This window comes from Paludibacterium sp. (assembly GCF_019232825.1).
In the GTDB taxonomy this organism is placed as follows: Bacteria; Pseudomonadota; Gammaproteobacteria; order Burkholderiales; family Chromobacteriaceae; genus Paludibacterium.
Window position 1 is genome coordinate 1 of the sequence record NZ_JAFAND010000036.1, and the last position, 13561, is coordinate 13561.

Below are 13561 nucleotides of genomic sequence, written 5' to 3' on the forward strand. Positions count from 1 at the left end.
TCGATGCCCGTGGGTTGTCGCTGCGCGCCGAACCCACGCTACGAAAATGCTCAAGGCCAGCGCGATCCGGCGCTGAGCCGGGCGTCAATAAGACGGCCCGTCGGCAAGCCGAAAACGGCTGACACGTTCCCCCAGCCCGACCGACAATTCGCCCAAGCGCGTTTGCGTCTCCGAGACCTTGCCGGTAGCGGTCAAATTGTCCGTTGCCATGCCGCCGATTTCCCGCAGGAGCGACGCCACCGCCTGGCTTTGCGCCACTTGCGCCGTCAAGGTCGTGCGCATGCCCTCCAGCTTGTCGAGCGACAACTGCGCGTCGTCGCTCAGCTGCGTCAGCGGCTGGACGATTTCGCCGATCAGCGCCACACCGCGCTGCATTTCCTCGCGGCCCTGGCCGATGCGCGCTACCGCGACCCCGGTTTCGTCATCGATGGCCGTAATGACCTGATGAATCTCCGACGTGGCCTGCGAGGTCCGGTCGGCGAGTTTGCGCACTTCGTCGGCAACCACCGCAAACCCCCGGCCCATCTCCCCGGCGCGCGCGGCCTCGATCGAGGCGTTCAGCGCGAGCAGATTGGTCTGATCGGCGATTTCCTTCACCGTATCCAGCATCTGCCGTACCGACAATGCCTGTTCTCGCAGCGCCTCCACCGAATGGGCCGATTCCGTTACCGTCACCGCAATGCGGGCGACTTCCCGCGAGGCATGGGCAATCATCTCGCAGCCTTGCTGCGCCAGATTGCGCGCCCGTTCCGCTTGATCTCGCGTTTCATCCGCCGCCGCGGCGATGGCGCGCGTCTCTCCCACCAGTCCCTCTACCGATTCGCTCACGGCGGACACCGCGCGATGCTGTGCGGACGAGCCCTGGCGGACCTGATCCACCGGCGCGTGCATGGCGCCGGCGGCCGTCTCCACTTCACTGGCGGAGCGGTGGATCGCGCCGATCAGGCTAGACAAGGACTGCCGCATGGCGAGCAGCGATTGCGCCAGCTGCGCCGGTTCGCCGCCGCCCGTCACGTCTAGCCGCGCCCCCAGTTCCCCATGGGCGATCTGGGCGGCAAACGCCAAGGCGCGGCGGATCGGCGTCACGATGCCGCGCGTTACCAGAAGCGCGAACAGCGTCCCCAGCACGACCGCCGCCGCCGTCATCGCCAGGACCAGTACCCGGGCTTGGCTCAATGAAGCCGTCAGCGCAGCCTGGCTTTCGCCCATGGCCCGCTGCTCTTGCGCGACCAGCGCCGTCGCGGCCTGCAGCAGCTGCCGCAGTGCGGGCTGGGTCTTGCCGATAAAGTGCTGGTGTGCGCCTTCCGGTCCCTCGACCTCGATTTGAATCACCGTCTCGTGAAACAGATCGGCGTATTGCTTGCGGGCCGCGGACAACGTTTGAATGAGCATGGCTTCCTGCGCGTTGGCATCGCCTTTGCCCAGCGCCGCTAGCGCCTGGTCCGCCTGTGTATTCTCGCTATCCATCTGCTGATACAGCGGGATGCGCTGCGCCTGGTCTTTGGTCAGCAGCAGGGTCAACAACGGCAGGGCGGCGCCGTTGGCGTGCAATTGCAGCGACTCCGCCAACGTCAACTGGGAGACTTGCTGCTGGACGATCCGCTCCGTCACTTGCTGTTGCGTTCGCATCTGCTGCAAGGCAAACCCGGCCACCGCCAGCAGCAGGCCGAGCACCACGGCAAATGCCAGCCCTAAACGGACGCCAATACTGAAACGTGCAAACATGGCGGTTCTCCTGCGCGATCAATGTGGCTTGGCCAACCAGCGGCTTGCCAGCCGGTCCAGCGACAGCGTGCCCGTGCCATGAAATACCTGCACCAGCAGCAGCAAGCCCCATAGGCAGTGATCTTTCAGACCGAGCAGCGGCAGGTCCGGAAACGACAAGGCCGCCATCAGGTTGGTGACAAACAGCCCGGCGGCGGCAAAGCGGCCCGCCAGGCCGAACAGCAGCAATGTCGAGAGGCCGACTTCGCCCGCCGTGCCCATCACCGCCGCCAGGTGCGGCGGCAGCAGCGGCACGTGATAGAAATAATCGAACAGATCCAACGTGCCCGACCAGTCGGTCAATTTGAGCCAACCGGCGGTAAAGAACACTTTCCACAAATACACCCGCAAGCCCAAGTCGAACAATGGGCGCACCCAGCGCTCCATCTCCGATATTGCCCGCAAGGCCAGGGCATGGAACGAACTCAATACCTGCTTCATGCGCCCTCCGATGTCAATCATGGGTCCCGTGTCAGGCCGTTGGCCATCCGCTTTGCCCATATCGGCGCCAGCGGGGCAGGTGCTGCCCCGCCCGCCACGAAAAAGTTTTCGCGGTGCGCCGCGACCCAACGCCGCTCGGGCCTCGCCTAGTTACCGGCCGGCGTCAGCTTGCCGCCCATCTGCATGCAAGTACCCGTCGGCACCAGCTTGAAATCGTTCGGATCGTTGTCCACCTTCGACTGACCGGCGCAGGAATGTTTGCTGAATTTGCTGGCACAGTCGTTCTTGCCCGCCTTGGCGATGCCATAACATTGCTCTTTGTCCGCCGCCGAGGCCGTTGCGGCCACCGTCATCAGACCGGTTGCCAAGAGCGCGATGGCTGCAGAATGGATCATTTTGTTCGATTGCATGCGTTTCTCCTTGAAGATAAGACCAAGCCGCGACGGCGGCAGCACCACCGCAATATCGCGGCGATACTCTTGGTCGGCGTACATGGCGATTCATGACACTCGGTGGAAAAATATTTTTTCAGTTTGGTTTGGCGGGCGTGCTTTTTGCCAAGTATTGGTGGGCGAGTTCAATAAATCCAGGATGGATTTGGACGGGTGCTTAAAGCGTCACCCTGGCCCCGGATGGGCAAGTGGCGCGTTACGCATTTTTCTTCCTGTCATCGCGAGTGAGCTGTGTGGATTCATGAAGTAACCCACCAGGCACCTGCCGAGTCGATACCCGTGGGTTGTCGCTGCGCGCCGAACCCACGCTACAAAAAACAAGGCCAGCCTGTGTTCTCCACGGGCCGGCCGTCTCACGGCTAAAGCAACGCCGCCAAGCGCGCGTGCTGCGCCTGCAAACTCGTTGGTAATGCGGTTGAGCTGCGGCAGGGTTTCCAGCGGCCGGTCGATGACTGGCGCCAGGTCGTCGAGCCAGGTTGCGTCGAGACGCACTATCCCCCGAAATACTTGCCCAGATTAGACTGGCGGAACCCCGCCGGCGCCCTTTGCGTGGGGTTTTGTGTTTAGCGGGAATGGGGCGACTTGCTTTGATGCTGGCCACTGGCCAGACGCACGTTCAAAATTGATGAGCGCAAGCTTGAAATCAACGCGTAGCCCAAGCGCGGTGGCGATGTTGACGAGGGCGTCGAGAGAAAACTGTGAAACGTGCTGTCGCATCAGGCGGCTAATACGTGGTTGTGACAGATGGCAGCGTTGCGCGACTTCGGTTTGTGTGAGGCGGGATTGCTTGATGTGGGTGGAGATCAAGCTCATGAGTCCTGCGCGAGCTTGGATATGAGCGTGTTGCCCCTCATCTCCGTTGGCGCCGATTTCGTCGTCGTCGGAGAGATAGGCCTCCTTTTCTACATGATGGTGCTTTGTCATCCGGTTTTTTCCTCGTTCGATGTGTCTGCATATTTCCCTGTTTCCCCAAAGTCCGACTGTTTCAGTCGGACTTTGGGGGAGTGCGCGTTGCGCTTTAGTTTTGGGGGGTGTCTAGGATAGCTTGCGCTTCAGCGAGGCTTTCGGCGGCGCGCCGCTTGCCGATCGAATGGGAGATCCAGGCAAAAAGCGGGATCGACAACAACATGGTCAAGCTACCGTAGAACACGGCAGGCTGGCCAGAGCCTGCGATCACGTAGAAACCGAAGATCAAGCCGATGATGCAGATCGTGGTGTAGGTGACATATTCTTTACCAACGACTTTATTGGCTTTCATGATCGGGAAGATTGCCGCTGCCGCCAGAAGGTAAGGCACTACGTTGGTAAAGACGCACAAGAGCGAAATCACTTGGAACTCGCTCGCCAAGGACGGCGAAATCGAGATGTAGCCGACGATGGTCATCAGCACGGCAGTGACCAGCATGCCAACGAACGGCGTGCCGAACTTGTTGGTCTTGGCAAAGAATTTGGGAAACATGCCGTCGTCAGCAATGGCTTTCTGCACTTGGCCGGTGGTCAGCACCCAGCTGTTCAAACAAGCGAAGCTGGCGACGATGGCGCAAACGCTGACAAACGAGCCTGCCCAGTTGCCAAACATGGTTTGGAAGGCCAGGCCGAAGGGGGCCGCGGAAGCTGCCAACTGCTTGGCCGGCACGACGCCCATGATCGCCAAGGTTGCGCCGATATAGAGCAATGCGGCAAAAATGGTACCAATCATGGTGGCCAGCGGCACATTGCGCTTGGGGTTTTCCACCACGCCCGAGACGACACAAGCGGCTTCAAAGCCCAGGTAGGCCCACATGGTCAGCGAGGTTGCGGACATGATGGCCGTCCAGTCGCTTTTGCCGGAAATGTTCCAGTTGGCGGAAATGTAGCTGGGGTGGAAGAAGAACCAGCCCAGCAACGCCATGCAGCCGACCGGTAGGGCGACGCCCAGGATGGAGAAGCGCTGGATCTTGCCGATAAAACTTGCGCCTGGGTAATTAAGGAAGGTGAAGAACCAGATTGACAGAATGGCCGCGATCCCGCCGGCCACTGGGTCCTTGAGCATCGGGAAGAAATAGGATAGATAGCCAATGCCGGATACGGCAATCGCGATGTTGGCAATCCATAAGGTCAGCCAATAGCACCATGTTTCGGTAAATGCGGCAAATTCACCCAGGCCATCGCGGGTGTAGGCATACAGCCCCCCTTCCTTCGGGCACATGAATGCCAGCTTTGAGTAGGTAATGGCAAGCGCCACGGATCCAATCGTGGAAATGACCCAGCCAAAGACGCTGACGGATCCGATCGCGGCGAGGCTGGCGGGCAGCATGAAAATACCAGCGCCCATCATGCAGGTTGTGACTAAGACTACTAACGAACCTAGTCCCATCTTTGTCGATTTAGAAGACATCTTAACTCTCCCTAATGTGCTGCTTTGCTCAATTGGCCCGGCTTGCGCCAGTGGTTTCTGACAACCCTGTGGCATGCCCTTCACGTTTCAGCGTGGGATTGGAAGCGTGCCCAGAATTGAAGAATTCATGCCGTCTCCGCCTGTGCGATGGCGTTGTCTTGTCGTATAATTGAAGTACATTATGGAATAATTTTATACGACATTAGCTGATCTGGATCAGCGTATCGCCATGGGAAATATCTGTCGCGAGTCATCCTGCGGATATTGCCAGGGGAAAGGCGGCCGTCTAAAAGCGAGGTTGGGATGTAATCGACATGAGCTGGCGGTTGAAGTGGCTTCTATGTACTGTTTATAAAGCTTTTCTATAACCTGCCTTGGTTGGCCTGCCGATGAATTTGCCGCGCTTTTACTGTGCCTAAACACAGCTATGTCGATGCGGTGTAAAAGCAACAATGCCTTGTTGCTTGATTGAGAAATGCCGATTTCTTCATGTTTTTTTGTTGTTTTGCATTTGTATTTTATAGAAAAAAAATCCACGAAATAATAAAATGCAATGTGATGCAAGCCGGCCGGAACGAGAACTGGGTCGGATCGTTGCTTGTGGTGTGACGTCTTTGAAGAGGAAAGAACGAATGATGAGCAGCATGAATCACTGCGGAGAGACGCTGGTTGCGGACGCGGCCGTTGTGCGCCGCTTTTTGGATAAGCTGGCTGTACGTCCGGCGATGGAACGCCTATTTCGGGATTTTGCCTCAGGCAGCGCTGTTCAACCGCCGCAGATCCTGACCGAGCTTCCGCATGGGCAGGGTGATTTCATTACCTATCTGGGCGCGCTGGCACGAGAGCAAGTGTTCGGCGCCAAGCTATCCCCTTATCTGGTCGTTGCCGGTGGGCGGCCGATTGTCTCTGCCTGGACGAGTCTGATGTCGATGCAAACAGGACAACCGCTCTTGTTCTGCGACTCCTCTTTGCTTACTGCCGAACGGACGGCGGGCACGACCACGCTGGCGATCGAATACCTGGCGCCAGCAACAAGCCGCCATTTGGCGCTCATCGGAACCGGGCCGCTGGGGCGCGCGCATTTGCGCCATGCTTTGCATTTGAGGCCTTGGGATACGATCGCCGTTTACGCCGACGATTTGCGTGATAACCCCGCCATGCAAGTGGAGATCAAAAGCATTGACCGTCGCATCGAGATTTTTGATTCGGCGCAGGCCTGTGTCGCCCATGCCGAGGTCATCATGTTGTGCACTTCATCCTCGACGCCAGTCTTGGATGTGACGAAATTGACTCGCCCGGCATTGATCACATCCATCAGCACCAATGCCGTGAATGCGCATGAAATTGCACCAGGGTGCCTGTCATCCATGGATGTGTACTGCGATAACAAGAAGAGTACGCCTGATAGCGCGGGGGAGATGGTCCTCGCCGCCAAGCAGACAGGATGGCAGCGGGAAAGCATTGTCGGCGACTTGGCGGAGCTCGTCACTGGACGCAGCCCCTTGCCGGACTATCAGCGCCATGTCTTTTTCCGTTCTATCGGCATGGGGCTTGAAGATGTGTCGATCGCCTATGCCTTGTGGTGTGCCATGTCTGCCGCGGAGGGGGGCGTTTGACCGGCGGGGGCCGGGATAAGATGAGTGCGGTAGGAACGGCCGCTTGCCACATGGGCTTGCGGCTGTTTCTTATTGCAATGTAGCTTCTGTTTCTTGCGTGATGTTGTTGATATGGCTGTACAGTCGCGATCGCAATGCCATCCAACCTGTGGCGAGTGCGGTTGTGCCTCTGGGGCTGAGCGGCGCAGAGAGTTCAAACGCTTCCCCCGCGAGACTGAGCATGCATGTCGGTGGTACCGGTTGCGTCAGTACCGTCTGGCAGTACCACAGTAGCGCTTCGGGCGAGCTGGCATGCGTCGTCCAAGCGCAAGGTTCTTCCGGGCGCAGGTTGATCCATCGGTAAGGCGCGTCTTGTCCTCTGGCCGCATCGACAAAAATGACCCATTGTCGGCCCGCCAGATCGTAGGCATGTTCCGGGCTCAATTGAAAGTCCGTCAATACGTCGACTTGAGTTTCCCTGCCTTGCTCTTCCACCCAGCGCTGGGCGCGTTCCGCTAATAAGGGACCGAGCGCGTCGTCACCGCGCGCCGGATTTCCATAGCCGAAAATCAGGATCGGCGCGCTCATGCGGGACTTCTTTCCATCAACCCGTCAGCATGGCGGATTAACTGGCTCTGTATTTGCCCCTCCGGGGAGATGGCCTCAATGACGAGCGGCATTTGCCCCAGCGCATGAGTGGCGCAGGATAGGCAGGGGTCGTAAGCGCGAATCGCGACCTCTATCCGATTGAGCAGCCCTTCAGTGATCTCTCGTCCATCAAAGTATTCGGCCGCCACGGCGCGCACGGAGTCATTCATGCCGCGGTTATTGTGTGTTGTGGACACGATCAGGTTGGCAAACTGAATGTTGTCGTCGTCATCGAGGCGATAGTGATGAATCAGGGTACCGCGCGGCGCCTCGATGACGCCGACACCTTCCCGCAACGGGTCGCCGCTGGTCATCAAATCGGTGCCGACGATATCGGGGTCGAGCAGCAATTCGCGTATTACCTCGGCGCAGAGCAGCGTATCGATCATGCGCGCCCAGTGTTGTGCCAAGGTGGCCTGCACCGGTTTGCCTTCACCGAACGCGGCAAATTCCCGCCGGGCTTCTTCCGCACGGGGGGTGGGCATGCATACGCTGTTGTTGACCCGAGCCAACGGCCCGACGCGGTAATAGCCCGCCTGCCGTCCAAAGGACGAGAGGTAAGGAAACTTCATGTAAGACCAGGGTTTGACTTCTTCACGGATCAGATCGTGATAATGGGATGGCTGGTGACCGTCCACCATGATCCTGCCATCCGCCCCGGTGACGCGCAGCACGCCATCGTATAAATCGGCGGCGCCGTTGGCGTCGACGAGTGACATGAACGCCGACTCGGTCTGACCGAATAACGTGTGCGCCGGTTGATTCGACAGAAAAATATCGCGCGCCAATGCCGTGCTGGCTTGGCACCATTCGATAATGCCGTCTATGTCACGGAGCAACAATTCCCGGTTGCCTGTGCTCAATGGCGTCAAGAAGCCGCCAGGGATCGATCCCGTGCCGTGCACGCGCTTGCCGGTCAGAATGCGGATAATTTCCTGACCGTACTTGCGCATGCGGATACCGCGCAGGCCAAGTTCGGGATGGTCGTTGATGACCCCCACCACATTGCGGTGCGCGGCATCGTCATCAAAACCGAACAGCAGGTCGGGGGACGCCAAGTGAAAGAAGTGCAGTGCATTAGATTGCAACACTTGGCCGTAATGGAGCAGTCGGCGCAGTTTTTCCGCGCTGGGCGTGATCTTGGCCTTGCCGATGACAAAGTGATCGCAGGCTTTGGAGGCGGCCAACAAGTGGCTGACGGGGCAAATCCCGCATAGGCGCTGCACCAGCGTGGGGATCTCGCGGAATGGCCGGCCTTGAATAAAGCGCTCGAAGCCTCGGAATTCGACGATGTGCAGCCGTGCTTGGCGTACGCGCCGATCGGCATCCAGCAGCAATGTGACTTTGCCATGGCCCTCGACCCGCGAGACGGGTTCAATCACCACGCGGGATAGATCTTGCGTCTTTTCGGCGGTTTCAAGGTGTTCGTACATGCTTTAGTCCTTAGTCAAAACGACGCAACGGGTAGTCAAGCGAAGGCTCGCGGCCTTCCAATAGTGCGGTCAGCAATGACCAGAATGCATCGGCCGGTGGAGGGCAACCAGGCAGCGAATAATCGATATGCACGACTTCGTGGACCGGGTAGACCTTGTCCATCAAGAGCGGCAGTTCAACGTCATTGGGGATTTGGGGTTGATCGATACCTTGGCCTTGCAGATAGGCTTCGTTCAAACATTCTTCCACCGGGATCCGATTGCGTAAGGCGGGCACGCCACCGCTGATGGCGCAGGTGCCAACGGCCACCAAAATCCTGCAGCGGCGGCGGAACTCGCGCAGCGTGTGGATATTTTCCGCATTGCACAGCGCGCCTTCGATCAGCCCAATATCCACACCTTGCTCTGAACAGTGCTTGATGTCGGTAAGCGGCGAGCGGTCGAACTGCACCAGTTGCACCAGATCGACAATGCGTTCGTCGATATCCAGAAGCGACATATGGCAGCCGAAACACCCTGCGAGCGAGCAGGTGGCGATCGTCGGTTTAGTCATGGCGGGCGTCCTGGCGGATGGTGTGTTGACTGATGGGGGTGTCATACAGACGGCTGCCGATTGGGCACGGGTATGCCTGATCCTTGCGAATCAGCGCGCCGGTTGGGCAGACCTGCGCGGCGTGATCCGCCGAGCTGAAATCAGTGTCGCCCAGCAACCCCGAGTCGCTGTTGACGACCAGCCGGATATTCATGCCGCGGCCGGCTAGACCAAATATGTTTTTTTTGTCCAAATCTTGGCTGGCACGCACACAGCGAGCGCATTGTATGCAGCGGTCCCGATCCAGCAACATCTCCCTGTGGCTAGCGTCTAGCTGACGCGCCGTGTTGAAGGGCGGGAAGTGCATATCCACCATGCCGACATGGTAGGCCACTACTTGCAATTGGCAATTCCCGCTTTTTTCGCAAAACGGGCAGTAATGATTCCCTTCGACAAACAGCATCTGCACGATTTGACGGCGCATCTCTTGCAGCTCGCTGGTGTTGCTTTCGACGGTGCAACCCGCTTGCGCCGGCAACGCGCACGCCGACCCGAAGCGGCCGTTGACCTTGACGGTGCACAATTTGCAACTGCCATTGCGGCGCAGGTCGGGGTGGTGGCATAGATGTGGGATGTACACGCCTGCCTGCGTGGCGGCTTCCATGATGCTTTGACCTGGTTCGAACGGCAGGTCCGTTCCGTCCAGTTCGAAGCTGAACTCAGATTCTTGCATCGCAGGCCTCTCCGGTTTGGGGTAAATGAGCGTGAGGGTCATCGCGTTGGCTTAGCGCACGCGTCTTGGACAACGATTGGTCAAGATCGAAATTGGGGACGAAATCTAGGTTGCTTAAACGTGCTTCATACTGGGGGCGGAGCCGGTCAAGCGTATCGAGAAAAGGCTTGGTGGCGGTTTGACCCAGACCGCAATGGCTCATTGCCCGGGTGCATTTTGCTGCGTGCTCGATCTCTTTCAGCTCGCGCGCGCCGGCCTTGCCCGCCACGATCTTGTCTATGGCGCGGCGCATTAATTGCGTGCCCACGCGGCATGGCGTGCAGAACCCGCACGACTCATCGGCGAAGAAGTGAATGAAATTTTGAACGACCGACAGCATGTCGCGGCTGCGATTGAACACCATAAACGATCCGCCGGTTGACAGATCCTCATAACAAATGGCCCGGTCGAACTCATTCGGCGTGATGCAGGTGCCGGACGGACCGCCGATCTGAACCGCTTGTGTTTCGCGTGCGCCGCATGCTTCCAGCACGGTTTGTACGCTGGTGCCAAACGGGTATTCATAAATCCCGGGGCGTGCGACGTCGCCGCTGACCGACAGAAGCTTAGAGCCGGGTGAGTAGCGCGTCCCGCATTCGAGGAACCAGTCCGCGCCGTTTTGTGCAATCAACGCGGTTTTGACGAATGTTTCCACGTTGTTGCAAACCGTTGGTTGACCGAGATAACCATGTGTGGCGGTGAACGGCGGCCGTGGGCGCGGCACTGCGCATTTGCCTTCTAGGGACTCGATCAGCGCGCTTTCCTCGCCGGCAACATAGGCGCCGGCGCCGAGGTGAATCTCGACGTCGAAATTGAACTCCCGTCCGAGGATGTTCTTGCCAAGCAAATGCTCAGCTCGGCGCCGGGCCAGCGTGGCGACCAGTTGCGAATAGAGGTAGGTGTACTCTCCTCGCAGGTAAAGGAAGCCCTTTTCGGCGCCGATGACCAAGCCCGCCAGGGTCATGCCTTCGAACATGGCATCCGCATCGCGGGTCAGCAGTGCCCGGTCCTTGAAGGTGCCAGGCTCGCCTTCGTCCGCGTTACAGATGACGTAATGCGTTTTCCCTGGCGCGTCGCGGCTGACGCGCCATTTGATGGCGGTACGAAAGCCGGCGCCGCCACGGCCGCGCAATCCCGCGCGTTCGACTTCTTTTAGGTACTGTGCAGGCCCCATCTCGAGTGCCGCCTGTAGCCCCCGCCCAGGTTCGAACTGACTGGCCAGCACCGGACCCGCGACCCTGGGCGACTCCTCGACTTGAAACCAATGACTGGGCCAATTGTTCAGCGGTTCGCCGGCATTAATGCGTTCGGCGATTTCTTTGGCCCGATCCGGGGTGACGTGTGTTAGTGCCCGGCTGTTGATCAGTAGTGCCGGGCCTTGGTCGCACAGGCCAGTACAGGAGGTGTAATCGATAAATACCTGCCCATCCGCGCGCGGCTTTCCTCTTTCTGCCTGCAGCTCTTGGAGCAATGTCGCCATGACCTCTTGATTGCCGTGCATCCGATCGATGATGTTGTCGGCGACATAGATGCGGTACTGGCCCTGGATCTCGGGTGATAAGAAGTGATAAAACGCGACGACGCCATGCACCTGTGCCAAGGGGACGGCCAGGGCTTTGCTGATGTAATCGCGCACGGATGCAGGAATCCCGCCACATTCTGCCTGGATGCCGATCAGAATCTGTACCAGCCGCAATGGGTTGCGGCCGTGGTCGTCAAGGATCTGGTTAATGCGTTGATAGTTCATTGCGTGCATGTCTGCCTTTCCTGCTTTTATTCAAGCGTCAGTCGCAAACTGAATTCGCCGACAAGTGTGCTGTCTGCGGCGTGAGCGCCCTTGTCTCCTGTTGTTGACTCGCCGCCAACTCAGCCAACAACCGCAGGGTATGCTCGGCCTCGGCGCGATCTAATTTGGTCAAGGCATAGCCAACGTGCAGAATGACGTAGTCGCCAATGGCGGGTTGTTCGATGAGCGTCAACGAGATGCGTTTGGTCACGCCGCCCAGCTCAATCAGGCCGTAGCCATCCGGATCGATCTGGCTTAGTCGGACGGGAAGGGCGAGGCACATTAGCGATGCTCCTGTCGCATTCGGTAGTGCACGGGGGCACGAGAAAGTTGTTTCTGGAGCTGTGTTTGCAGCCATGCAAGCCATGCGGGCATGCCGTCGCCACGTTGCGCCGAAAGTACGATGATTTCGATGTCAGGGTTGACGCGCCGCGCATAGGCAATGGCGCTTTCCATGTCGTAGTTGAGGTGGGGCAGCAAATCGCATTTATTGAGCAGCATGATCTGCGCGGCGCGGAACATGTCTGGATATTTGAGCGGTTTGTCCTCCCCTTCGGTGACCGATAGCACGACAACCTTGGCGGCTTCGCCCAGATCGAAGGCCGCGGGGCAAACTAAGTTGCCGACGTTCTCGATCAGCAAGAGCCCATTGTTTGGCCACGAAAGTTGATGCAATGCACCATTGATCATGCGGGCATCCAAGTGGCACCCCTGTCCGGTATTGACCTGCCATACGGCCGCGCCCGTTGCCGCAATGCGGTCGGCATCATTTCGGGTTTGTTGATCCCCTTCGATGACCACGAGCGGCACCGCGCCACGCAAGGCTTTGATGGTTTCCACTAGTAATGTGGTCTTGCCTGAGCCGGGGCTTGATACCAGGTTGAGGGCCAGAATGCCTGCGCGCGCGAAGCGTCGCCGCAAGCGGGCCGCACTGGCGTTGTTTTCCGCCAGGACGTCACGTTCCAAATCGATCTTCGTGGACTTGGCCGCGATGGCCATGTGTCGTTGCCGAGGTTTTGACCCCATCGGGTGGTGGCAGCCGCAGGTGGTACACATGTCACCCCTCCCGATCCATGCAGGAGAGCGGCGGCGCAATCGAAGAGGGCGCCGGCTTGAGCGGGTTTTTCCGTCCCTCGATCGAGACCAGTGCCATTGATGTACCGCGTTGGATGTGGTGGCGGAAGCTGCCGCAGTTCGGGCAGCTGTCATATACCGCGTCTAATGAGAAGCACTGCGCGCAGACATCGCACCGCGCCTCGGCGTCCTCCTGTTCGATGTGCAGCGCAGTCTTTACTCCCTCTTTTACCCGCAGTCCGCATTCGATCGCGAAGCAAAGCGCGTCGACGTCAACGCTGGCCAGCTTGCCGATACGCAGGCGAATACTATCGATACAGTCGAGCTGGTGCCGGCGGGCTTCTCTCTCCACTGTGTTCAGAATTTGCTGAGCGATGCTGGTTTCGTGCATGACCGCGTCCTTCCTGTACGTGCTTTGTCACCTGCTTTTGTCTATTATGGAAATATATTCCACAGTGTCAACATTAATCTGATTTTTGCATGGAAATAATTTCCATATTAGACTTTTGTGGTATACACTGCGGTCAGCAGTCCACCAGGCGGTGGACAAAAATAGAATTCAAGAAAACGTACTTCTCGTGAGACGTTCGTGCGGCGACGTTTGATGGCTGGGACGAGGTACGGTTTGGTTAGGGGTTTCGTTTTGACAATGAGAAAGGACCGTCGTTATGACTAGCATTAATCATC

14 protein-coding genes are annotated in these 13561 nt (G+C 58.5%); 1 reads left to right on the forward strand and 13 read right to left on the reverse strand.

Annotation, left to right across the window (positions count from 1 at the left end):
• Positions 1–84 precede the first annotated feature (84 nt).
• The 5 genes from JOZ06_RS03985 to JOZ06_RS04005 form a co-directional block, all read right to left on the reverse strand.
• Positions 85–1725 (reverse strand): methyl-accepting chemotaxis protein, encoded by a 1641-nt coding sequence (locus JOZ06_RS03985; protein WP_293228926.1) that lies wholly within the window; start codon positions 1723–1725, stop codon positions 85–87.
• An 18-nt stretch (positions 1726–1743) separates the two neighbouring features.
• A complete protein-coding gene (locus JOZ06_RS03990) occupies positions 1744–2205 on the reverse strand; it encodes a DoxX family protein (RefSeq protein ID WP_293228929.1) in 462 nt (153 codons plus the stop codon).
• 146 nt (positions 2206–2351) lie between these two features.
• Complete coding sequence (locus tag JOZ06_RS03995; RefSeq protein WP_366515118.1) at positions 2352–2699, reverse strand: DUF2282 domain-containing protein; 348 nt, start codon at positions 2697–2699, stop codon at positions 2352–2354.
• A gap of 474 nt (positions 2700–3173) precedes the next feature.
• Positions 3174–3581, reverse strand: a complete 408-nt coding sequence (locus JOZ06_RS04000) for a helix-turn-helix transcriptional regulator (RefSeq protein ID WP_293228932.1) — start codon at positions 3579–3581, stop codon at positions 3174–3176.
• A 94-nt stretch (positions 3582–3675) separates the two neighbouring features.
• The gene (locus tag JOZ06_RS04005) at positions 3676–5034 is read right to left on the reverse strand and encodes an amino acid permease (protein WP_293228934.1); all 1359 of its coding nucleotides are present in this window, start codon (positions 5032–5034) and stop codon (positions 3676–3678) included.
• Positions 5035–5666: 632 nt separating this feature from the next.
• Here JOZ06_RS04005 and JOZ06_RS04010 point away from each other — a divergent pair.
• Positions 5667–6650 carry an ornithine cyclodeaminase family protein gene (locus tag JOZ06_RS04010; protein WP_293228936.1) on the forward strand — a complete coding sequence of 328 codons (984 nt, stop codon included), beginning with the start codon at positions 5667–5669 and terminating at the stop codon, positions 6648–6650.
• A gap of 69 nt (positions 6651–6719) precedes the next feature.
• Here JOZ06_RS04010 and JOZ06_RS04015 read toward each other — a convergent pair whose 3' ends face one another.
• The 8 genes from JOZ06_RS04015 to JOZ06_RS04050 are packed head-to-tail and all read right to left on the reverse strand — an operon-like array spanning position 6720 to position 13265.
• Entirely contained in the window at positions 6720–7217 is a 498-nt protein-coding gene (locus tag JOZ06_RS04015; RefSeq protein ID WP_293228938.1) for a hydrogenase maturation protease, read from the reverse strand.
• Positions 7214–8710: a Ni/Fe hydrogenase subunit alpha gene (locus JOZ06_RS04020; protein WP_293228940.1), complete on the reverse strand. Its 1497-nt coding sequence runs from the start codon at positions 8708–8710 to the stop codon at positions 7214–7216. The genes JOZ06_RS04015 and JOZ06_RS04020 overlap by 4 nt, the downstream gene beginning before the upstream one ends.
• 10 nt (positions 8711–8720) lie before the next feature.
• The gene (locus tag JOZ06_RS04025; RefSeq protein WP_293228942.1) at positions 8721–9263 is read right to left on the reverse strand and encodes an NADP oxidoreductase; all 543 of its coding nucleotides are present in this window, start codon (positions 9261–9263) and stop codon (positions 8721–8723) included.
• Positions 9256–9975 (reverse strand): 2Fe-2S iron-sulfur cluster-binding protein, encoded by a 720-nt coding sequence (locus tag JOZ06_RS04030; RefSeq protein WP_293228943.1) that lies wholly within the window; start codon positions 9973–9975, stop codon positions 9256–9258. Before JOZ06_RS04030 ends, JOZ06_RS04025 begins: the two co-directional genes overlap by 8 nt.
• Positions 9962–11770, reverse strand: coding sequence for an NAD(P)H-dependent oxidoreductase subunit E (locus tag JOZ06_RS04035; RefSeq protein ID WP_293228944.1), 1809 nt, complete (start codon positions 11768–11770; stop codon positions 9962–9964). The genes JOZ06_RS04030 and JOZ06_RS04035 overlap by 14 nt, the downstream gene beginning before the upstream one ends.
• A gap of 28 nt (positions 11771–11798) precedes the next feature.
• Complete coding sequence (locus tag JOZ06_RS04040) at positions 11799–12083, reverse strand: HypC/HybG/HupF family hydrogenase formation chaperone (RefSeq protein ID WP_293228946.1); 285 nt, start codon at positions 12081–12083, stop codon at positions 11799–11801.
• On the reverse strand, positions 12083–12799 hold the full coding sequence (hypB, locus tag JOZ06_RS04045) for a hydrogenase nickel incorporation protein HypB (RefSeq protein WP_293228948.1): 717 nt from the start codon (positions 12797–12799) through the stop codon (positions 12083–12085). Before hypB ends, JOZ06_RS04040 begins: the two co-directional genes overlap by 1 nt.
• Before the next feature lie 58 nt (positions 12800–12857).
• A complete protein-coding gene (locus tag JOZ06_RS04050; RefSeq protein WP_293228950.1) occupies positions 12858–13265 on the reverse strand; it encodes a hydrogenase maturation nickel metallochaperone HypA in 408 nt (135 codons plus the stop codon).
• Positions 13266–13561 lie beyond the last annotated feature (296 nt).